This is a genomic window from Streptomyces sp. NPDC015661, assembly GCF_043077765.1.
Lineage (GTDB): Bacteria > Actinomycetota > Actinomycetes > Streptomycetales > Streptomycetaceae > Streptomyces.
In genome coordinates, this window is sequence record NZ_JBIBST010000012.1 from 106,388 (window position 1) to 127,361 (window position 20,974).

At 70.6% G+C, this 20,974-nt stretch carries 19 protein-coding genes and 1 tRNA gene; 12 read left to right on the forward strand and 8 right to left on the reverse strand.

What is annotated here, in order from left to right:
- Positions 1–8: 8 nt before the first annotated feature.
- A complete protein-coding gene (locus tag ACF07V_RS29965) occupies positions 9–872 on the forward strand; it encodes a rhomboid family intramembrane serine protease (protein ID WP_392158808.1) in 864 nt (287 codons plus the stop codon).
- Positions 873–1,187: 315 nt separating this feature from the next.
- On the opposite strand, the gene crgA is transcribed toward ACF07V_RS29965, so the two are convergent.
- Complete coding sequence (crgA, locus tag ACF07V_RS29970) at positions 1,188–1,442, reverse strand: cell division protein CrgA (protein WP_056565215.1); 255 nt, start codon at positions 1,440–1,442, stop codon at positions 1,188–1,190.
- Between the two features lie 140 nt (positions 1,443–1,582).
- On the opposite strand from crgA, the gene ACF07V_RS29975 reads away from it, so the two are divergent.
- The 6 genes from ACF07V_RS29975 to ACF07V_RS30000 all read left to right on the forward strand — a co-directional run bounded on the left by ACF07V_RS29975 (position 1,583) and on the right by ACF07V_RS30000 (position 5,956).
- The gene (locus ACF07V_RS29975; RefSeq protein WP_392158809.1) at positions 1,583–2,350 is read left to right on the forward strand and encodes a DUF881 domain-containing protein; all 768 of its coding nucleotides are present in this window, start codon (positions 1,583–1,585) and stop codon (positions 2,348–2,350) included.
- Between the two features lie 15 nt (positions 2,351–2,365).
- A complete protein-coding gene (locus ACF07V_RS29980) occupies positions 2,366–3,037 on the forward strand; it encodes a class E sortase (RefSeq protein WP_392158810.1) in 672 nt (223 codons plus the stop codon).
- A 64-nt stretch (positions 3,038–3,101) separates the two neighbouring features.
- A complete protein-coding gene (locus ACF07V_RS29985; protein ID WP_015034837.1) occupies positions 3,102–3,263 on the forward strand; it encodes a hypothetical protein in 162 nt (53 codons plus the stop codon).
- Positions 3,260–3,898, forward strand: a complete 639-nt coding sequence (locus ACF07V_RS29990) for an aminodeoxychorismate/anthranilate synthase component II (protein WP_369145287.1) — start codon at positions 3,260–3,262, stop codon at positions 3,896–3,898. The genes ACF07V_RS29985 and ACF07V_RS29990 overlap by 4 nt, the downstream gene beginning before the upstream one ends.
- The gene (locus ACF07V_RS29995) at positions 3,895–5,241 is read left to right on the forward strand and encodes a class E sortase (protein WP_392158811.1); all 1,347 of its coding nucleotides are present in this window, start codon (positions 3,895–3,897) and stop codon (positions 5,239–5,241) included. The genes ACF07V_RS29990 and ACF07V_RS29995 overlap by 4 nt, the downstream gene beginning before the upstream one ends.
- A gap of 37 nt (positions 5,242–5,278) precedes the next feature.
- The gene (locus ACF07V_RS30000; RefSeq protein ID WP_392158812.1) at positions 5,279–5,956 is read left to right on the forward strand and encodes a class E sortase; all 678 of its coding nucleotides are present in this window, start codon (positions 5,279–5,281) and stop codon (positions 5,954–5,956) included.
- Between the two features lie 80 nt (positions 5,957–6,036).
- On the opposite strand, the gene pknB is transcribed toward ACF07V_RS30000, so the two are convergent.
- The 6 genes from pknB to ACF07V_RS30030 all read right to left on the reverse strand — a co-directional run bounded on the left by pknB (position 6,037) and on the right by ACF07V_RS30030 (position 14,200).
- Positions 6,037–8,043 carry a Stk1 family PASTA domain-containing Ser/Thr kinase gene (gene pknB / locus ACF07V_RS30005; RefSeq protein ID WP_392158813.1) on the reverse strand — a complete coding sequence of 669 codons (2,007 nt, stop codon included), beginning with the start codon at positions 8,041–8,043 and terminating at the stop codon, positions 6,037–6,039.
- Between the two features lie 156 nt (positions 8,044–8,199).
- Positions 8,200–9,666, reverse strand: a complete 1,467-nt coding sequence (locus tag ACF07V_RS30010) for a peptidoglycan D,D-transpeptidase FtsI family protein (RefSeq protein WP_392158814.1) — start codon at positions 9,664–9,666, stop codon at positions 8,200–8,202.
- The gene (locus ACF07V_RS30015; protein WP_392158815.1) at positions 9,663–11,102 is read right to left on the reverse strand and encodes an FtsW/RodA/SpoVE family cell cycle protein; all 1,440 of its coding nucleotides are present in this window, start codon (positions 11,100–11,102) and stop codon (positions 9,663–9,665) included. The genes ACF07V_RS30010 and ACF07V_RS30015 overlap by 4 nt, the downstream gene beginning before the upstream one ends.
- Positions 11,103–11,128: 26 nt before the next feature.
- Entirely contained in the window at positions 11,129–12,625 is a 1,497-nt protein-coding gene (locus ACF07V_RS30020; protein ID WP_392158816.1) for a Stp1/IreP family PP2C-type Ser/Thr phosphatase, read from the reverse strand.
- Between the two features lie 179 nt (positions 12,626–12,804).
- Positions 12,805–13,323 (reverse strand): FHA domain-containing protein, encoded by a 519-nt coding sequence (locus tag ACF07V_RS30025; protein ID WP_392158817.1) that lies wholly within the window; start codon positions 13,321–13,323, stop codon positions 12,805–12,807.
- 10 nt (positions 13,324–13,333) lie between these two features.
- On the reverse strand, positions 13,334–14,200 hold the full coding sequence (locus ACF07V_RS30030; RefSeq protein WP_392158818.1) for an FhaA domain-containing protein: 867 nt from the start codon (positions 14,198–14,200) through the stop codon (positions 13,334–13,336).
- Positions 14,201–14,673: 473 nt separating this feature from the next.
- Between ACF07V_RS30030 and ACF07V_RS30035 the strand changes: the two genes are divergently transcribed.
- The 3 genes from ACF07V_RS30035 (at position 14,674) to ACF07V_RS30045 (ending at position 17,441) form a co-directional block, all read left to right on the forward strand.
- A tRNA-Leu gene (locus ACF07V_RS30035) sits at positions 14,674–14,760 on the forward strand.
- 204 nt (positions 14,761–14,964) lie between these two features.
- Positions 14,965–16,743, forward strand: coding sequence for a sensor histidine kinase (locus ACF07V_RS30040; RefSeq protein ID WP_392158938.1), 1,779 nt, complete (start codon positions 14,965–14,967; stop codon positions 16,741–16,743).
- 38 nt (positions 16,744–16,781) lie between these two features.
- Positions 16,782–17,441, forward strand: coding sequence for a response regulator (locus ACF07V_RS30045; RefSeq protein WP_392158819.1), 660 nt, complete (start codon positions 16,782–16,784; stop codon positions 17,439–17,441).
- 43 nt (positions 17,442–17,484) lie between these two features.
- Here ACF07V_RS30045 and ACF07V_RS30050 read toward each other — a convergent pair whose 3' ends face one another.
- Positions 17,485–17,952 (reverse strand): MarR family winged helix-turn-helix transcriptional regulator, encoded by a 468-nt coding sequence (locus tag ACF07V_RS30050; RefSeq protein ID WP_392158820.1) that lies wholly within the window; start codon positions 17,950–17,952, stop codon positions 17,485–17,487.
- A 101-nt stretch (positions 17,953–18,053) separates the two neighbouring features.
- Between ACF07V_RS30050 and ACF07V_RS30055 the strand changes: the two genes are divergently transcribed.
- Both ACF07V_RS30055 and ACF07V_RS30060 read left to right on the forward strand, forming a co-directional pair.
- Positions 18,054–19,136 carry a hypothetical protein gene (locus tag ACF07V_RS30055; protein ID WP_392158821.1) on the forward strand — a complete coding sequence of 361 codons (1,083 nt, stop codon included), beginning with the start codon at positions 18,054–18,056 and terminating at the stop codon, positions 19,134–19,136.
- A 104-nt stretch (positions 19,137–19,240) separates the two neighbouring features.
- Positions 19,241–20,701 carry a DUF2252 domain-containing protein gene (locus ACF07V_RS30060; RefSeq protein ID WP_392158822.1) on the forward strand — a complete coding sequence of 487 codons (1,461 nt, stop codon included), beginning with the start codon at positions 19,241–19,243 and terminating at the stop codon, positions 20,699–20,701.
- Positions 20,702–20,974: the final 273 nt, after the last annotated feature.

A 20,974-nucleotide genomic window follows, 5' to 3' on the forward strand; every position in this document is an offset into this window, starting at 1 on the left:
AACCCGTCATGGACACGCAGCCCGGTCTGCTGCGCTGCTACCGCCACCCGGAGGCCGAGACCGGCATCCGCTGCGCCCGCTGCGACAGGCCCATCTGCACGCAGTGCATGATCTCCGCGTCCGTCGGCTTCCAGTGCCCCGAGTGCGTACGGGATGGCTCGGGCACCGGCCACGCCGCCGGGGCCAACCAGCCCCGGACGCTCGCGGGCGGCCGGGTGGCGACGGACGGGCGCCTCGTCACCAAGATCCTCATGGCGATCAACCTGGCGCTGTTCATCGCCGTCCAGGTGGTCGGCGACCGGCTCCTCGACGACCTCGCCCTGATCGGCGGCGCCTACCTTCCGAGCGGTGAGCCGGTCGGGGTCGCCGACGGCGAGTGGTACCGGCTGCTGACCTCCGCCTTCCTCCACCAGGAGATCCCGCACTTCCTCTTCAACATGCTGGGCCTGTGGATGATCGGCGGGATCGTCGAACCCGAGCTGGGGCGGATCCGGTACACGGCCCTGTGTCTGCTCTCCGGGCTCTCCGGCTCCGCGCTCGCCTATCTGCTCTCCCCGCAGAACCAGTTCTCGCTCGGCGCCTCCGGCATCGTCTACGGCCTGCTCGGCGCCTGGATCGTGCTGGCCCGGCGCCGGCGGCAGGACATGCGTCCCGCGCTCCTGTTCGTGGCGCTGAACCTGCTCATCACGTTCACCCGTCCGGGGATCTCCTGGCAGGCGCACATCGGCGGTCTGGTGGCCGGTGTCCTGGTGACGTACGCGATGGTGCACGCGCCCCGGGCCCGGCGGGCCCTCGTGCAGTACGGGGCCTGTGCCCTGGTGCTCCTGATCGACCTGGGGATCGTGCTCGCCCGATCGGCCGCGCTCACCTGAGCACAGGGGCCTGTGGAAGAGCTCTTCTGTGAGCTTTCCCCAGAGTTATCCACAGCGTGTGGCGAATCTTTCCCGCACTGTGGGGAAAGACCGCGCCCCTCGCCTCTGACCTGGTATTTCTCCAGGGAGGCGAGGGGCGTCGCATGTTCTGCCGAGGGTGATTCCGGTCATACCGCCGTCAACCTCGTGCGAGTTATCCACAGATCTTCGTAAGTTATCCAGTGCTGTGCACAACGCTGTGGATAAGCTCGGGGGAGAGCTTGACGAGAGGCCGCCGCGACCGCTACCGCGACCGCCGCACCGACCGGCCCGCGGCTACTTCCACTGCGTGGAGACGCCGAACCCGGCCGCGATGAAGCCGAAGCCCACCACGATGTTCCAGTTCCGGATCGACTCGACCGGCATGGAGCCGTCGGTGACGTAGAAGACCACGATCCACACCAGACCGATGGCGAACAGGGCCAGCATCACGGGCGCCACCCAGCTGCGATTGGTCAGCTTGATGTTGGTGGCCTGCTTGGCGGGCGGAGGCGTGAAGTCGGCCTTCTTGCGGATCCGTGACTTCGGCACGAGGGACTCTCCTGTCGATGCGCTGCGTGACCGCGCAGGGAACTGTGGCTGGCGCCGGGATGTGACGAAGGAGGACGACTGCGTCCCCCAGGCGTCCGTTAGCGTAGTGGTTCCGAGGCACCGAAGGGGATCAGGGTACGTTGAGCAATTCCGCCGACACTCCCGAAGGGCCGGGCCGCACCACGAGGTGGCGCCCCGTCCGAGTGCTGACCCTTGCCGTTTTCGCCCTCGCCGGACTGATCTTCGTGACGAGCTTCAACACGGCCAAGGGCACCAACATCCGCACGGACGCCTCGCTCCTCAGGCTCTCCGACCTGATCGAGGAACGCAGCCACAAGAACGCCGGCCTCGACGAGTCCACCGCCACCCTCCGCGGCCAGGTCGACTCCCTCGCCGCCCGCGACGACGGCTCCACGCGCGCGCAGGACGAGAAACTCGACGCGCTCGAAGCGAAGGCGGGGACCACCGAGGTCTCCGGCTCCGGCCTCACCGTCACCCTCGACGACGCCCCGCCGAACGCCCAGGCCGCCCCCGGCTACCCCGAACCGCAGGCCAACGACCTGGTCATCCACCAGCAGGACCTCCAGGCCGTCGTCAACGCCCTGTGGCAGGGCGGCGCCGAAGGCATCCGGGTCATGGACCAGCGGCTCATCTCCACCAGCGCCGTGCGCTGCGTCGGCAACACCCTGATCCTCCAGGGCCGCGTCTACTCGCCGCCCTACAAGATCACCGCCGTCGGCGACCGGGGCAGGCTGACCAAGGCGCTGGCCGACTCCCCCGCGCTCCAGAACTACCAGCTGTACGTCAAGGCGTACGGGCTCGGCTGGAAAGTGGACGAGCACAAGGCGGTGACTCTTCCCGGGTACTCGGGCACAGTGGACCTCCACTACGCGAAGCCGGTGAGCTGACAGCGGGAGGGCCGCTTGCGTCTCCTCGTGAGGACCCTCAGCGAGCTGTGCATCACCGCCGGCGCCCTCATCGTCCTCTTCGTCGCCTACCTCCTGTACTGGACCGGCGTCCAGGCCGACAGCGCGAGCGCCGCCCAGATCGACACCCTCCAGCGGGAATGGGCCGACACCCCCGTCGCCGCCGTACCCGCACCCGCGCGCGTACCGCCGCCGTACGTCACCGGCAAGGGCATCGCCGTGATGTACGTCCCCCGGCTCGGCCGCGACTGGAAATGGCCCGTCCTCGAAGGCACGGGCCCCGACGTCCTGAAGAAGGGCCTCGGGCACTACACCCGCACCGCCCCGCTCGGCGGCACCGGCAACTTCGCCGTCGCCGGCCACCGCCGCACGCACGGCGACCCCTTCAAGGACTTCCCGCGCCTGCGCCCCGGCGACGCGGTCGTCCTCACCGACGGCACGACCTGGTTCACCTACCGGATCGACCGCGGCCCCTACCGGACCGTCCCCGGAGACACCGCCGTCGTCGACCCCGTCCCCAGGAAGTCGGGCTTCGACGGGCCCGGCCGCTACCTCACCCTCACCACCTGCGACCCCGAGTGGGGCAGCAGCCACCGGCTGATCGTCTGGGCGCACCTCGACGCCACCCGCCCCGTGACCGACGGCCGTCCACAGGCTTTGGACAGCTGACCCCTCACGGCGCCCTCGCCCCGTACTCTGGTCCCCGTAACGAACGGAAGGGGCGGTCCACGTCATGTACGGCTGGATCTGGCGGCATCTGCCGGGCAACGCGTGGGTACGGGCGCTGATCTCGATCGTGCTGGTCCTCGCGGTCGTCTATGTCCTCTTCCAGTACGTGTTCCCCTGGGCGGAGCCTCTGCTTCCGTTCAACGATGTGACGGTGGACGGCCAGTGAGCGCGCGAATTCTCGTCGTCGACAACTACGACAGCTTCGTCTTCAACCTCGTTCAGTACCTCTACCAGCTCGGCGCCGAGTGCGAAGTCCTCCGCAACGACGAGGTCGAGCTGAGCCACGCCCAGGACGGCTTCGACGGCGTCCTGCTGTCCCCCGGGCCCGGCGCGCCCGAGCAGGCCGGCGTCTGCATCGACATGGTCCGGCACTGCGCCGACACCGGTGTGCCCGTCTTCGGCGTCTGCCTCGGCATGCAGTCGATGGCCGTGGCGTACGGCGGAGTCGTCGACCGCGCGCCCGAGCTGCTGCACGGCAAGACCTCGCTCGTCACGCACGAGGGCAAGGGCGTCTTCGCCGGTCTGCCCTCGCCGTTCACCGCGACCCGCTACCACTCGCTGGCGGCCGAGCCCGCCACCGTGCCGGCCGAGCTGGAGGTCACGGCACGGACCGAGGACGGCATCATCATGGGGCTGCGCCACCGTGAACTCCCCGTCGAGGGAGTGCAGTTCCACCCCGAGTCGGTCCTCACCGAGCACGGGCACCTGATGCTCGCCAACTGGCTGGAGCAGTGCGGCGACAAGGGGGCGGTCGGCCGGTCGGCGGGGCTCGCTCCGGTGGTGGGCAAGGCCGTCGCGTGACGACGGGCTCGCCGTGGTTCCGGCCGACGAACGGGCCGGGGCGGGGGCCGGAGCCGGAGCCGATACCCGGGGACCCGTACGCGCCCGCCGAACCGTACGCACCGGCCGCGCAGCACGCACCGGCCGCGCAGCACGCACCGGCCGCGCAGCACGTACCGGCCGAGCAGTACGGGGCCGGAGACCAGTACGGGGCCGGTGACCAGTACGGGACAGGCGCGACGTACGGGGCAGGCACCGCGCACGTACCCGCCGAGGCGTCGTACGCGCCCGCCGAGCCGTCGTTCGCGGCGGCCGAGCCCTATGCGCCGCCCGCCGAGCAGCCGTACGCCCCCGAGAACTCCTACGCGCCCGCCGCCACCCCCGCCGAGCCGTACGCCCCCGAGGCCCCCTACGCGCCCTCGTACGGGGCGTACGAGGCGGAGGAGGCCCCGGTGGCCCCCCGGGACGAGACGATGCCCCTGCGGGCCCTGGAAGAGCCCTCCGGGACGTCCCCCGAGGCGCCTTCCGAGCCGGGCCCGGGGCCCGGGCGTGCCGAGCGCCGTCGCGCCGCCAAGGGCGGCCGTGGCCGAAACCGGGGCGGCACCCCCGCGACCCCGGCGCCGTCCGCGGCCGAAGGGCGGCCCCTGTCCCGCGTCGAGGCGCGGCGCGCCGCCCGCGCCGCGAAGGAGAGCGTCGGCGTCGTCGCCAGCCGGGTCGTCGGAGAACTCTTCATCACCTTCGGCGTCGTCATGCTGCTCTTCGTCACGTACCAGCTGTGGTGGACGAACGTCCTCGCCGGCCAGGAGACCGACCGGGCCAAGGAGCAGATCGAGGACACCTGGTCCCAGGGCGGCGGCGAGGACAAGCCCGAGGCCTTCGAGCCCGGCAAGGGCTTCGCCATCATGTACATCCCCAAGCTGGACGTGGTCGTCCCCATCGCCGAGGGCATCAGCAAGACCAAGGTCCTCGACAAGGGCATGGTCGGCCACTACGGCGAGGGCAAGCTCAAGACGGCCATGCCGGCCGACAAGCAGGGCAACTTCGCGGTGGCCGGCCACCGCAACACGCACGGCGAACCGTTCCGGTACATCAACCAGTTGAAGCCCGGCGACCCGATCGTCGTCGAGACGAAGAGCGCGTACTACACGTACGAGATGGCGAGCGTCCTGTCGCAGACCTCGCCCTCCAACGTCTCGGTGATCGACCCCGTACCGAGGCAGTCCGGCTTCAAGGGACCCGGCCGGTACATCACGCTGACCACCTGCACACCGGAGTTCACGAGCACGTACCGCTTGATCGTGTGGGGCAAGCTGGTCGAGGAACGCCCGCGCAGCAAGGGAAAGCCGGAAGCGCTCGTAGGCTGAGACCCCACACCTCCGGACGGGACGACGGGACGACCTAGTGGCACGCGCGCGCAACCGGATCGCCGGGATCATCAGCCTCTTCGGCGAACTCCTCATCACTGCGGGCCTGGTACTCGGCCTCTTCGTCGTCTACTCGCTGTGGTGGACGAACGTCCTCGCCGACCGCGCCGCGGACAAGGACGGCGCACAGGTCCGCGACCAGTGGGCCGACCAGGGCCCCGGGGCGCTCGACACCAAGGACGGCATCGGCTTCCTCCACGTACCCGCCATGAAGAACGGCGAGGTCCTGGTGAAGCAGGGCACCGGCACCGACGTCCTCAACCACGGTGTCGCCGGCTACTACACGGACCCGATCAAGTCCGCGCTGCCGCAGGACAAGCAGGGCAACTTCACGCTCGCCGCGCACCGGGACGGGCACGGGGCGAAGTTCCACAACATCCACAAGTTGAAGACCGGGGACGCGATCGTCTTCGAGACGAAGGACACCTGGTACGTCTACAAGGTCTACAAGACCCTGCCCGAGACCACGAAGTTCAACGTGGACGTCCTCCAGCCCGTCCCGAAGGAATCCGGGAAGAGCAAGCCCGGCCGCTACATCACGCTGACCACCTGCACCCCGATGTACACCTCGGACTACCGCTACATCGTCTGGGGCGAACTGGAACGCACGGAGAAGGTCGACCGCGACCGCACCCCGCCGGCCGAGCTGCGCTGAACCCCGGCACACGGGAGAGCCCCGGCATCCGTCCTGGATGCCGGGGCTCTCCCGTGTGTGTACCGGGTGCCTGCGGGGCGTCAGCCGAAGAAGCCGCCGCCGGGGTTCCCGTTGTTGTTGTCCCCGCCGCCGCCGATGGTGTTGACGGTGATCGGCTGGTTGGTGGGGACCGTCGAACCTTCCGGCGGGTTCGTGTTGATGACCATGGCGTCCTCCTTGTCGGAGCCCACCTGGGTGACCGTGAAGCCCATGCTCTGCAGCAGGTCCCGGACGTCCTTGAACTTCTTGCCGGTCAGTCCCGTGGGGATCTGGGCCGTCTGCTGCTGCGGGCCCTTGGAGACCTTCAGCGTGATCTGGACGTCCAGCGGCTGGTTCGACGGGCCCTGCGGGGTCTGGTCGATGACCGTGCCCGCGGGCTCGGGCGAGTCGACCTCCTCCTTGTTCACGTTCTTGAAGCCGATCGCGTTCAGCTGCTGGAGGGCCTGGTTGTAGTCACGGGTCTTGACGCTGGGAAGCTCGGACAGCTGCTTCTTCGCGACGGTGATCGTGATCGGGGAGTTCTGCTCGGCCTTGGTGCCGCCCTCCGGGTTCTGGCGCAGGACCGTACCGGGCTCCTCCTCGGACTCCTCCTGCTCGACCTTGACCTTGAAGCCCTTGTCCTTGAGGGTCTGCTCGGCCCGCTCCTGCGACTGCTCCATGACGTCCGGGACCTCGACGAGCGGGGAGCCCTCGGAGACGAACACCTGGATCGTGCCGTCGGCGTCCATCGTCGCGGTGCCGTTCGCGGCCGGATCCTGACGGCAGATGGTGTCCTTGGGCTGGTCGCAGCGCTCGGTGCCGGCCTGCTGGACCTTCACCTGGGCGTTCTTCGCGCGGTCGGTCGCCGCGGCCATGGTCTGGCCGACCAGCTGCGGGACCGTGACCTTCTGCGGGCCGTCCTTCTTGTCGAAGAGCGAGACACCGATGAAGATCGCGCCGACGAGCACCAGGACACCCGCGAGGGCCAGCAGGATCGTCGAGGTGTTCGACTTCTTCTGGCCACCGCCGCGACGGCGGTCCGGACGGTCGTCGTAGCCGTAGCCGCCGTCGTCCGGGTTGACCGGCGGCAGCATCGACGTCTGGCCGGCCGGGTCGGCCTGGCGCAGCGCCGTGGTCGGCTGGTCCTCCGGCGGATAGCCGCCGTAGCCCCCGCCGTACGCGGGCGCGCCCGCCATGCCCATCCCCATCGCGGCGGCGGCCGCGACCGGCTGACCGTCGAGGCAGGCCTCGATGTCCGCGCGCATCTCGTCGGCGGACTGGTAGCGGTAGTCGGGGTCCTTGACCAGCGCCTTCAGGACGATGGCGTCCATCTCGGGCGTGATCTCGGGGTCGAAGTTGCTCGGCGGCTGCGGCTCCTCGCGGACGTGCTGGTACGCGACCGCGACCGGGGAGTCGCCGATGAACGGGGGCCGGACGGTGAGCAGCTCGTAGAGCAGGCAGCCGGTGGAGTACAGGTCGGAGCGGGCGTCGACCTGCTCGCCCTTGGCCTGTTCCGGGGAGAGGTACTGGGCCGTGCCGATCACCGCGGCGGTCTGCGTCATGGTCATGCCCGAGTCGCCCATGGCGCGCGCGATGCCGAAGTCCATGACCTTGACCTGGCCGGTGCGCGTCAGCATGACGTTCGCCGGCTTGATGTCACGGTGCACGATGCCGGCGCGGTGCGAGTACTCCAGCGCCTGGAGGATGCCGACCGTCATTTCGAGCGTGCGCTCGGGCAGCAGCTTGCGCCCGGAGTGAAGCAGCTCACGCAGGGTCGACCCGTCGACGTACTCCATCACGATGTACGGGATGGAGACCTGGTCGACGTAGTCCTCGCCGGTGTCGTAGACCGCGACGATCGCCGGATGGTTCAGCGAGGCGGCGGACTGTGCCTCACGGCGGAACCGGGCCTGGAAGGACGGATCACGGGCCAGGTCGGCCCGCAGCGTCTTCACGGCGACGGTGCGGCCGAGCCGGGTGTCCTGGGCGAGGTACACCTCGGCCATGCCACCACGGCCGAGCACCGGGCCCAGCTCGTACCGGCCGCCGAGGCGACGCGGCTCTTCCATAGCTAATCCAGCCCTCTCCGTCTGTCCCGACCGCACCCATGGGTGGTCCGGCGGTGTGTGCTGTTCGCGCATACGCTACCGGCCCCGGGAAGGCGTTCCGCCCGGGGCCGGTAGCTGATACCTGACCGGTACCTGGCTCGTACGGGGTCCGGGGGGTCAGCCCCGGCTCTTGATGACCGCCTTCATCACGGCCTTCGCGATCGGGGCGGCCAGGCCGCCACCGGTGATGTCCTCACGGTCGGTGCCCGCCGAGTCCTCGACGACGACGGCGACCGCGACCGGGGAACCCTCGGCCGTCTTGGCATACGAGATGAACCAGGCGTAGGGACGCTTGGCGTTCTTCTCGCCGTGCTGGGCCGTACCCGTCTTGCCGCCGACCTTCACGCCGTCCATGTTCAGGTCGGCGTTGCCGCCGGTGCCGTTGGAGACGACGTTCTCCATCATCTGCTGGAGCTTCTGGGCGGTCTCAGGGGAGACCGGGCGGCTCATCTCCTCGGGCTCGTTCTGCTTGATGATGTCGAGGTTCGGGGCCCGCAGCTGGTCGATCATGTACGGCTTCATCAGCTTGCCGTCGTTGGCGATCGCCGCTGTGACCATCGCCATCTGCAGCGGGGTGGTCGCGGTGTTGTACTGGCCGATGGACGAGAGCGCGTTGCCGCCCTTGTCGGCCTTCTTGTCGAAGACGGAGGCCGAGGAGCGGACCGGGGTGAACTGCTCGGCGTTGAAGCCGAACTTCTCCGCCATCTCGACCATCTTGTCGCGGCCGACGTCGTCGCCGAGCTTCGCGAAGACCGAGTTGCAGGAGATCTCCAGCGCGTGGTTGAGGCTGGTGTTCGCGCAGCCCTTGGCGTGGTTGACCATCTCCCTGTTGGAGAGCGGGATCTTCCAGCCTTCGGGGGTGTCGGTCGGCGCGTTGATGTCGGTGACCTTGCCGTTCTCCAGCGCGGCGGCGGCGGTCACGACCTTGAAGACGGAGCCGGGCGGGTAGATCTCGCGGATCGCGCGGTTCAGCTTCGGCTTGTTCTTGTCCTTCTCCAGCGCGACCCAGGCCTTCTCGTCCTTGCCGGAGTAGCCGGCGAAGGTGGAGGGGTCGTACGAGGGCGTGGACGCCATCGCGAGGATCTTGCCGGTGCTCGGCTCGATGGCGACGACCGCGCCGGTCTTGTCGCCGAGGCCCTCGTAGGCGGCCTTCTGCGCGGCGCCGCTGAGGGTGGTGACGACGTCGCCGCCCTTCTTCTTCTCACCGGTGAACATGGCGAGGGTGCGGTCGAAGAACAGCCGGTCGTCGTTGCCGGTGAGGATGCCGTCCTCGATCTTCTCGATCTGGTTGGCGTCGTACGCCTGCGAGGCGTAGCCGGTGACCGGGGCCCACATGGGGCCGTCCATGTAGGTCCGCTTGTACTTGTAGAACTTGTCGCCCGAGTCGGCGGAGCCCGTGATCGGCTTGCCGTCGACGATGATGTTGCCGCGCTCGTTCGAGTACCGCTCGATCTGGACGCGCCGGTTCTTGGGGTGCGCGTTCAGCTCGTCGGCGCGGACCAGCTGGAGCCAGTTGTCCCGCAGGAGCAGGGCGAGGACCAGCAGGCCGCAGAAGATCGCGACCCGCCGCAGCGGCTTGTTCACGGACGGACCACCTGGGTCATCTCGGCGTCGGGGGACGGGGCGGGCGCGGGCGCGGGACGGCGCGCGGTGTCGCTGATCCGGATGAGGATGCCGATCAGGGCCCAGTTGGCGATCACGGACGAACCGCCGTACGCGAGGAACGGCATGGTCATACCGGTGAGCGGGATGAGGCCCATCACACCGCCGGCGACGACGAAGATCTGGAGCGCGAAGGCGCCGGACAGGCCCATCGCGAGCAGCTTGCCGAAGGGGTCGCGGGCGGCGAGGGAGGTACGGATGCCGCGCTCGATGATCAGGCCGTACAGCAGCAGGAAGACCATGACGCCGGTCAGGCCGAGCTCTTCGCCGACCGTGGCGAAGATGAAGTCGGAGTTGGCGGCGAACTGGATGAGGTCGGAGTTGCCCTGGCCCAGACCGGTACCGAGGATGCCGCCCGAACCGAACGACATGAGCACCTGTGTCATCTGGTCACAGGCGTTCAGCATGTTCTGGTCGGTGGCGGTCTCCAGGCAGCCGAAGGGGTCGAGCCACGCGGCCACACGCGACTTCACGTGACTGGCCGTGGAGCCGACGACCACCGCGCCCGCGACGGCCATCAGCAGACCCATGACGATCCAGCTGGTCCGCTCGGTCGCCACGTACAGCATGATCACGAACATGCCGAAGAACAGGAGCGAGGTACCGAGGTCGTTCTCGAAGACCAGGATGAGGAGGCTGACCGCCCAGATCGTCAGGATCGGGCCGAGGTCACGGCCGCGCGGCAGGTAGAGCCCCATGAAACGGCGGCTGGCCAGGGCCAGCGCGTCCCGCTTCACCATCAGGTAGCCGGAGAAGAAGACGGCCAGCACGATCTTGGCGAACTCGCCGGGCTGGATCGAGAAGCCGCCGATGCGGATCCAGATCTTGGCGCCGAAGACGTCCGCGCCGAGGCCCGGGACGAGCGGCAGCAGCAGCAGGACGAGGGCCACGACCATGGAGATGTACGTGTAGCGCTGGAGGACGCGGTGGTCCTTGAGCAGCAGCAGCACGCCCGCGAACATGGCGACGCCGACCGCCGAGTACATCATCTGGCTGGGGGCGTCGGGGCTGAAGCTCTTGTACAGCCGCATCGAGGTCGCGATCAGCCGCGGCGACTGGTCGAGACGCCAGATCAGCACCAGGCCCAGCCCGTTGAGCAGGGTCGCCAGCGGCAGCAGCAGCGGGTCCGCGTACGGGGCCCACTTGCGCACCACGAGATGGGCGACGGTCGCGAGCAGCGCCAGGCCGAGGCCGTACCCGGCCATGCCGGCCGGGACCTTGCCGTCGATGGCCAGGCCCACGTTGAGGTACGCGAACACCGGGATGACGACGGCGAACGCGAGCAGCGCCAGCTCGGTGTTGCGGCGGCTCGGCGCCTCGATCGCGCCGATGGTGGTCGTGTTGGTGACAACGCTCATGGTGGTGAAAGGCCCCCTACGGGTGCTTACTGCTTGCCGCAGTTCGAGGCCAGCTTCTGCTCCTCCGCGGTGAGGGTGGGACCCGGGGACGGAGCGGCTGTGGTGGGCTTGGAGTCAGGGGTGGCGGTGCCGTTCGGCTTCTGGGTGGCCGGCGGCTTGCTCGCCTGGTCGGCGGCCTTCTCGGCGGCGGCGTGCCGCTGCTCGGCCTTCTTGCAGGCCGAGGCCTGCACGGCGAGCTCGGAGATCTTCGTCTCGGCCTTGCCGAGGCTGCCGCCCGCGATCGTGTCCTCGACCTGCTTCCGCTGGTAGGCGGGGAGGTACTTGAGTTCGATCTCGGGGTGGTCCTTCTCGACCTTCGAGAGCGACACCCACGCCAGGTCCTGGCTGATGCCCTGGTACAGCGCCACGTGCTGGTCCTTGGCACCCACGAAGTACTGCGTCTGGGTCCAGCGCCAGGCGCCGTAGAGGCCGCCGCCGACGACGGCGAGGGCGAGGACGATGAAGAAGGAGCGCTTGAGCCACTTGCGGCCGGTGCGCGGCTTGACGAAGTCGTCGTCCGCGTACGAGTCGAAGGAGCCCTGCGGGGGCATGCCGCCGTAGCCGTGGTCCTCGCCGCTGCCGGGCGGACCGAAGCCGCCGGCGGGCGGCTGCTGGTGCGGCGCGGGGCGGCCGAGGCCCGAGGCCCGGCCGGCCGGGGTCTGCATCGCCCCGCCGTCGTTCAGCTGTGCCTGCTGGTTCTCGGCGACGGCGCCCACGATGACCGGGGTGTCGCTGAGGTGACCGGCGAGGGTGTCGCCGCCGTCGACGTCGAGGACGTCGGCGACGATCACCGTGATGTTGTCGGGGCCGCCGCCGCGCAGCGCGAGCTGGATCAGCTCCTGCACGGTCTCCTGCGGGCCCTGGTAGCTGGCGAGGGTGTCCTCGAGGGTCTGGTGCGAGACCACGCCGGACAGGCCGTCGGAGCAGATCAGATAGCGGTCGCCGGCCCGGACCTCACGGATGGAGAGATCGGGTTCGACGTGGTCGCCGCTGCCGAGCGCGCGCATCAGGAGCGAGCGCTGCGGGTGGGTGGTGGCCTCTTCCTCGGTGATCCGGCCCTCGTCGACGAGGCGCTGGACCCAGGTGTGGTCCTGGGTGATCTGGGTGAGGACACCGTCGCGGAGCAGATAGGCGCGCGAGTCTCCGACGTGCACGAGACCGAGCCGCTGGCCGGTCCACAGGAGGGCGGTGAGCGTGGTGCCCATGCCCTCCAGCTGCGGGTCCTCCTCGACCATCATCCGCAGCTGGTCGTTGGCGCGCTGCACCGCCGTACCCAGCGAGGTGAGGATGTCGGAGCCGGGGACGTCGTCGTCGAGCGTGACGAGCGTGGAGATCACCTCGGAGGAGGCGACCTCGCCGGCGGCCTGGCCGCCCATGCCGTCCGCGATGGCGAGCAGCCGGGGACCGGCGTAGCCCGAGTCCTCGTTGCCCTCGCGGATCATGCCCTTGTGCGAGCCCGCGGCGAATCGCAGGGACAGAGTCATGCGCACCTGCCCTGTCGACGCTGCATCGGGGTACAGCCGGTCTCGACCCACACTGCCCACCCTCCGGTCGCTCCGGCCACGCCGGTCGATTCAGTCGCTCCGGTCGGGAGCGCGGCACGTCCCGCGGCGGGGACCGTCCCGGCTCGCTCGCTCCGCTCGCGCTCATTCATGATGTAGCACTACTTCCGAAGCTCGATGACGGTCTTGCCGATCCGGATCGGCGCGCCCAGCGGAATGGGTGTGGCGGTGGTGAGACGGTTCCGGTCGAGATACGTGCCGTTGGTGGACCCGAGGTCCTCGACGATCCACTGGCCGTCCCGGTCCGGGTAGATCCGGGCGTGGCGGCTGGACGCGTAGTCGTCGTCGAGGACGATCGTCGAGTCGTGCGCCCGGCCCAGCGTGATCGTCTGGCCCTGGAGGGCGACGGTCGTGCCGGTGAGGGTGCCCTCGGAGACGACCAGCTTGGTCGGGGCGCCGCGGCGCTGGCGGCCGCCCGTGTTCTGCTGGCCGCGCTGCTGCGGCGGCGTGGCGGCCTGGCGCGCGTTCTGCTGGGGTCGCGCCTCCTGGCGCCGCGAACCGCGCTGGGTGACCCGCGTACCGAAAAGGTCGCTGCGGATGACCTGGACGGCCACGATGACGAACAGCCACAGAACGGCCAGGAAACCCAACCGCATGACCGTCAGGGTCAGCTCTGACATTGCCCCCGCTTCACCCTTCGGCTTGCCGGTAAACGATGGTGGTGCTGCCCACGACGATCCGCGAGCCGTCGCGGAGCGTAGCGCGGGTGGTGTGCTGCCCGTCCACCACGATGCCGTTGGTGGATCCCAGATCCTGGATCGTCGAGGGCGTTCCGGTCCGGATCTCGCAGTGCCGGCGGGAGACGCCGGGATCGTCGATCCTCACGTCCGCGTCGGTGCTGCGGCCGAGGACCAGGGTCGGGCGGGAGATCTGATGGCGGGTGCCGTTGATCTCGATCCAGCGGCGCACCGGAGCGCCCGCTCCGCCGTGGGTGGCGGGGCCGGGCATGGATCCGGGGCCGCCCGCCGGGCGTCCGGCGGGCGCCGTCGGCCGGTGGCCGGGCGCGCCGGGAGGCGGGGAGGCGGGCATGGGCGGGGCGCCGGCCGGGGGGTACCCGTAGCCGCCGCGGCCCTGCTGCTGCTGGTGCTGCGGCCCCCCGGAGGGCGGCTGCGGCTGTGACGTACTCGACGCGAGCGTGCGGCTGCGGACGCGGTACAGGCCGGTGTCGAGATCCTCGGCCTTCTCCAGGTGGACCTTGATCGGGCCCATGAAGGTGTACCGCTGCTGCTTCGCGTAGTCCCTGACCAGGCCGGCGAGCTCGTCGCCGAGCTGGCCCGAGTAGGGGCTGAGACGCTCGTAGTCGGGCGTGCTCAGCTCCACGATGAAGTCGTTGGGGACGACGGTCCGCTCGCGGTTCCAGATCGTCGCGTTGTTGTCGCACTCGCGCTGGAGCGCGCCGGCGATCTCGACGGGCTGGACCTCGGACTTGAAGACCTTGGCGAAGGTGCCGTTGACCAGACCTTCGAGACGCTGCTCGAAACGCTTCAGGACTCCCATGGGGCACCTCCTCCGTCGTTGTCGCCCTGGTACTGCTTACTGATCGTATCCACGCGTCGGGAAATCGGCTGGTTCCCCTTCTCTGCCCTGTGGACGAGTGTCACCTCTCACAGGCTTTCCCCACGGATCGTAGAGGCGGCCTGTGGACAGTGTCCCGCACCCGGCTGTGGGAGCGGAGGCTCGGGCCGGGGTTCCGGCACGGTCCGTCCGCTTCCTCCCTCCTTCTCCCTTCCTTCTCCCCCTCCTCCCTCGTCCCTTCCTCCCTCCTCCCCTGCTCCTCTCCGTGCCTGCGCTTCCCCACTCCTCCCCGCTTGCGCTCTCGCGGTCCAGGCGCGCCTCCCTCCCTCCCTCTCCTTGTTCTCCGGGAGCGGGGGCGAAACAACGGATGTGAATCCACGGTCTGCGACGTGCTAATCTTCAGATGTCGCCAGGCGCTCCCACCGAAAAGTGAGAGGGCAGGGAGATCACCCAATGCGCGGGTGGCGGAATAGGCAGACGCGCTGGATTCAGGTTCCAGTGCCCGCAAGGGCGTGGGGGTTCAACTCCCCCCTCGCGCACCAGACGGAAGCCCCGTAGGTCATCGACCTACGGGGCTTCCGCGTTTGTCGGTACGGATGTGACCCTTCCCACCTCGTACGGGTGAGGGGGACGGGGAGCCGGAGGCTCGGCGGGTGGTCGGGGCCGCGACTTTGGTCGTCCGACCGCGAGACGAAAGAGGGACGTCCGGGACCCCGGCCGCTGCCTAGGGTTCGAGCGTGGACGACATGTCGAAGTCGGGGAGCCGGACCACGCGGGGGATCAGGTCAAGGGCCGCCGCCGGGTGGAGCTGGTTCGCCGTGCCCGGTCAGTGGTCGCGGCGCAGGATCACCGGTGAGGTGGCCCTCGCCGTGGTCCTCGCGCTGCTCGCGGCGGGGATCGAGGAACTCATGGGCGGCGAGGGATGGAGCCTCGCCGCGGTCGCCGCCGGCGCGGCCCTGCTGTCGCTGCTGCGGCGCAGACTTCCCGCGAGCGCGCTCGTCCTGACCGCCGCGCTCACGCCCTTCCTGCCCGGCCTCGCGCTCCTGCTCATCGTGCTCGGCTGGTCGTCCGGCCGGTACGTGGCCAGTGCCGGGCGTGCGCTCGCCGCCTTCATCGCCGCCTTCGTCCTCAACGTCGGCGGGACGCTCCTGGAGACCTGGGACCGGCAGAGACTGCTCTCCGTCGCCTTCCTGGCGACCCTCTACTACCTGGGCACCACCCTGGCTCCCGGGCTCGCCCACCGGTACTGGACCCAGCGGCGGACCCTGCTCCACGCCCTCCAGGAACGCAACGCGCAGCTGCTGCGGGAGCGGAGCATGGTGGTCTGGCACGCCCGGCTGCGCGAGCGGCAGCGGATCGCCCAGGACATGCACGACAGCCTCGGGCACCAGCTGGCGCTGATCGCCGTGCACACCGGGGCCCTCGAAGTGGACCGGGAGCTGGGCGAGCGGCAGCGCGAGGTGGTCGGCGTCCTGCGGACCGCCTCGGTGACCGCCATGCACGAACTGCGGGAGGTCGTCGGGATACTCCGCGACGGCGTCGCGGCGGAGGACGGGACGGCGTCTGCGCCCGCCCTGGCCGGGGACGAGACGGGACGGGCCGCCCGCGGGATCGCCGGCATCGAGGGGCTCGTGGCGGCGGCCCGGGCGGCCGGCACCTCGGTCGGACTGCGGCGGCTGGGGGACCGGAGACCGCTGGCGCCGGCCGCCGACCACGCCGCGTACAGGATCGTGCAGGAGGCCCTGACCAACGCCTACAAGTACGCGCCGGGCACGCCGATCGGCGTCGAGCTGCGGTACGAGCCGGACACCTTCGTCGTCGAGGTCGTCAACGGGGAGCCGGTGGACGGACCGGTGAAGGACGTCGTGAGCGGCGGGCAGGGCCTGGCCGGGCTCGCCGAGCGGGCCCGGCTCGTGGGCGGCATGTGCCACGCGGGCCCGGCCGACGGCGGCGGGTTCCGGGTGGCCGGGATGCTGCCGTACGGAGCGGCGCCGGTCGCCGAGGCAGCGCCTTTGGTCGATGCGGCCGACGACTTCCGGCAGCAGACCACGAAACCGCTGGCGGGCGATGGTCGTCCGGTCGCGGTCGGACCTGCCGACTGGACGTTCACGGAGCGGGAGCTGGCGATGGCGGTGCGTGGGGGCAGGGGCAGGAGCACGGGCGGGTCGATCGCGCTGGGCTGCGGGATCGCGTTCGCGGCGCTCGTCCTGCTGGTGGTGGCCGGTGGCTTCGGTCTCTACTTCCTGATGGGCTCGCTGAAGGAAGGGATGATCGACCCCGCCCAGTACGAGGCGGTGAAGGTCGGGATGACCGAGAAGGAAGTCCGTGACCAGCTGCCCTCGGGCGACACCATAGCCACGGCAGGCCTCGGCGGGTCGGGGCCCGCCCGGCCGGAGGGCTCCAGCTGCCTGGTGCTGATGTCCTCCGAGATGGGCGAGACCTATGAGGAGGAGCCGGTTTTCCGGTTCTGCTTCAAGGACGGCAAGCTGATCGAGAAGAAGTCGTACGTGGTCGAGCAGCGGTAGCGCCGCACCGCCCGTACCGGAGGCGTGGGGGAGAAGCTGTGGCAGGGCAGCCCATCAGGGTCGTGATCGCCGACGACGAGCCTCTGATCAGGGCCGGGATCCGGATGATCCTCATCTCGGACCCGGGGATCGAGGTCGTGGGGGAGGCGGCCGACGGACGGGCGGCGGTCGAGGCCGCGCGGGCGCACGCCGCCGACGTGGTGCTGCTCGACATCCAGATGCCGGTGCTCGACGGACTCTCGGCCCTGCCGGAGCTGCGCCGGGCGGCGCCCGCGGCCCGCGTGATCATCCTGACGACCTTCGGGGAGCGGGAGAACGTCCTGCGGGCCCTGGAGCACGGGGGTGCCGGGTTCCTGCTCAAGGACACCGCGCCCGCCGAGCTGATCGGGGCGGTGCGGGCGGCCGCGGCGGGCGACGCGTATCTGTCGCCGGCGGCGACCCGGCACGTCGTGGAGCGGCTGGCCGGCGGCCGGGAGTCGGCCCGCGCCGAGCAGGCGCGGGCACGGGTGGCGGCCCTCAGCGAGAAGGAGCGCGACGTCCTGGCGCTGCTCGGGGAGGGACTCTCCAACGCGGACGCCGGAAGGCGGCTGCACATGAGCGAGGCCACGGTGAAGACGTACGTGAGCCGGATCCTGTCCAAGCTGCACTGCGAGAACCGCGTACAGGCGGCCCTGCTCGCGCGGGACGCGGGGCTGTAGGAGGGGCGGGGGCGCGGCTCAGTTCGCCGGGGTGCCCCGCGGCTCAGTTCGCCGGGGTGCCGGGGCCGGGGCCCGGGGCCGCGGCGTTGTAGCGCAACAGGTACGCGGCGAAGCGGTCGAGGTCCTCGGCCGACCAGTCCCCCAGGCGCTCCTGGAAGGCGGCCATGCGGCTCGTCTGGGCCGCGGCCAGGACCTTCGTACCGGCCTCCGTGGGATGCAGGACGTGCACCCGGTGGTCGTCCGGGGCCGGGCGGCGCTCGACGAAACCGAGCTTCTCCAGGCCGGCGACCTGACGGCTCACCGTCGACTTGTCCAGGAGGTAGTGGGCCGCGAGGTCGGTGGCGCGGCAGCCGCGCTGCTCCTCGATGTGGGCGAGGAGCGTGTACGAGACGAGCGGGAGCTCGGGATGGACCCGGGCCGCCGCGGCGCGGGCCCGGCGGGCGAAGGCCGTCAGCTCGCGCTGGATGACGTCCAGGGACGCCTCGCGGGATGGCTGTGCGCCGCCGGTCATCGTGCGCTCCCTGCTGTGGTTCGGGGTGGTCCGGACGCCGGTCGACCCCTGCGGGCTTTCGGTTGTATAGTACAACGGTTCTTTAGTTGTAAAAGCCAACCATGGAGGTCTCGGTGTCCGCAGGACCGAACACCGGCGGTGCGTTGCGGCATGTCCTCGGACATCTGCTCACCCCCCTGTTGATGTGCGTCGGCATGGGGCTCGCCTACCTCGGCGCCTTCCACGCGCCCGAACCCCACGACCTGCGCGTCGACGTCGTCGGCTCCGGCCCCACCACACAGGTCCTCGCACAGACCCTCCAGGACAAGGGCGCCGGCGCCCTCGACGTCCGTACCGTCGCCGACCGGGACACGGCCGTCTCCGCACTGCGCGAGCAGCGCAGCTTCGGCGCCTACCTCCCCGGCGAGAAGCCCGAGCTGCTCGTCGCCTCGGGCTCCTCCGACACCAGCGCCATGGCGGTCGAGAAGGTCTTCACCCAGGTCGCCGCCGCCCAGGACGCACCCCTCGAGGTCACCGACATCGCCCCCACCGCCTCCGGCGACCCCACGGGCCAGGGCGTCTTCTTCCTCCTCGTCGCCCTCAGCATCGGCGCCTACGCCTCGGTCGCCGTCATCGGCGGAGCCGGAGCCGTCCTGTCCATGCGGATCAGGGCCCTCCTCGCCGCCGGCATGTCGCTCGTCGTCAGCCTCATCGGCACCCTCTTCGCCGGGCCCGTCTTCCACCTCGTCGACCAGGGCCTCGGCGGCGTATGGGCGCTGTCCTGGCTGTACGCGGCGGGCATCCTCGCCGTCGGCGTCGGCCTGCACACCTTCCTGCGCCGCTGGACCACGCTCGGCGTGATGGTGCTCTTCGTCATGCTCAACTTCACGAGCTCCGGCGGCATCTACCGGCCCGAGCTCCAGCCCGGCTTCTTCGGCGCGCTGCACGCCTTCTGGAACGGCGCGGGCTTCGTCGAGGGCGTCCGCGGCCACGTCTACTTCGACGGCCACGGGCTCGGCCGCAACATCCTCGTCCTCGCCCTCTGGCTCCTCGCCGGTGCCACGCTCGTCGTCCTCGCCGGGCTCACGGAAGCCCGCCGCAAGAGGGCGGGCGGCCCGCTCGTCCAGAGGCCGGCCCCGGCCGAGATCGCGGAGGAAACGGAGAAGGAAGCGGAGAGGGAAATGGAGGAGGCCGTCGCGGTCTGAGAGTTGTCCACAGGGCGTTGTCCACAGGGGGAGACGGCTGATCGGGAACGGCGGTACGGTCTGGGCCGGATGATGTTGGACATCGCATCGGGGGAGGGCGTCCCATGGACGAGATCCGGGCCGTCGTGCCAGGACAGCGCGGTACGGACGGAGCGCAGGACGGGGCGCGCGTCCCGCACGTGCCGGGCTTCGCGCGCCGCGCCGCCCCCGGCGCCGGCGTCTCCCCCAGGGACCGCGGCAAGCAGCTGCGCGAGCGGGTGCCCCGTTCCTCGCACGACCGGCCGGCCCTCGCCGCCGACCGCCCGGACGCCGTGCGCGCCGTCGAGGAATCGAGCCGCGGCCGGGTCCCCGAGCTCGCGCCCATACGGGTCGGCAGGATGGCGGCGAGCCCCTTCGCCTTTCTGCGCGGCTCCGCCGGGCTGATGGCCCAGGACCTCGTCGGGACGCCCGTCACCGGGATCGCCGCCCAGATATGCGGCGACGCGCACGCCGCCAACTTCGGCCTCTACGGTGACGCCCGCGGCCGGCTCGTCATGGACCTCAACGACTTCGACGAGACCGTCGTCGGCCCCTGGGAATGGGACCTCAAGCGGCTCGCCACCTCACTCGTCCTCGCCGGCCGTGAGGTGGGGGCGAGCGAGGACGTGTGCCGGGCCGCCGCCTTCGACACCGTCGGCGCGTACCGGCGGACCATGCGCCTGCTCGCCCGGCTGCCCGCACTCGACGCCTGGAACGCGATCGCCGACGAGGAACTCGTCTCGCACACCGACGCCCGCGACCTCCTCGGCACCCTGGAGCGGGTCTCCGCCAAGGCCCGCAACAACACGAGCGCCCGGTTCGCCGCCCGGTCGACCGAGGCCGTCGCGGACGCCGAGGGCGGCGGCCGCAGGTTCGTGGCCGCTCCCCCGGTACTGCGCAGGGTCCCGGACGCCGAAGCGGCCGAGGTCGCCGAATCCCTCGGCGCGTACCTGGAGACCGTGTCCGAGGACAGACTGCCGCTCCTCGCCCGGTACGCCGTCCACGACGTGGCCTTCCGAGTGGTCGGCACCGGGAGCGTCGGCACCCGCTCCTATGTGGTCCTGCTGCTCGACCACCGGGGCGAGCCGCTGGTGCTCCAGGTGAAGGAGGCCCGGCCCTCGGCCCTGCTGCCCCACCTGCCGGCCGCCGGCTTCACCGTGCCGGACGCCGGTCACGAGGGGCGGCGCGTGGTGCTCGGGCAGAAGCGGATGCAGGTCGTCAGCGACATCCTGCTCGGCTGGACCACGGTCGACGGGCGGCCGTTCCAGGTGCGGCAGTTCCGCAACCGCAAGGGCAGCGTCGATCCCGCCGCCCTCACCGCGGACCAGCTCGACGACTACGGACGGATGACCGGCGCCCTGCTCGTCCGTGCGCACGCCCACAGCGCCGATCCGCGCTTGATATCCGGCTACTGCGGCAAGAACGAGGAGCTCGACGAGGCCGTCGCCTCCTTCGCCGTCGCGTACGCGGACCGCACCACGGCCGACCACGCCGACCTGCTCGCGGCCGTCCGCACGGGCCGCATAGCGGCGGAACTGGGCGTCTGACGTTCGCCCGCGCGGGAGCACGCGGGAGCGTGCGTCCGGGCCGGTGCGAGCCCGCGGGGCGGGCGGGGCAACTGAGGGGGGAGGGGGAGGGAGGGGGGGAGGCCCCCCGGAGGACCGTAGGCTGGGTGGGACGAGGCGGAACGAGGACTTGGGCGGCGTGGACGTGAGCGTGGACCAGGGTGTGAACGAAGGACCCGGGGACGAGCGGCCCGAGGCCGGCCGACTCGGGGACGAGCAGGCGGAGGCCGCGCAGGCGGAGACCTCGCGGGCCGG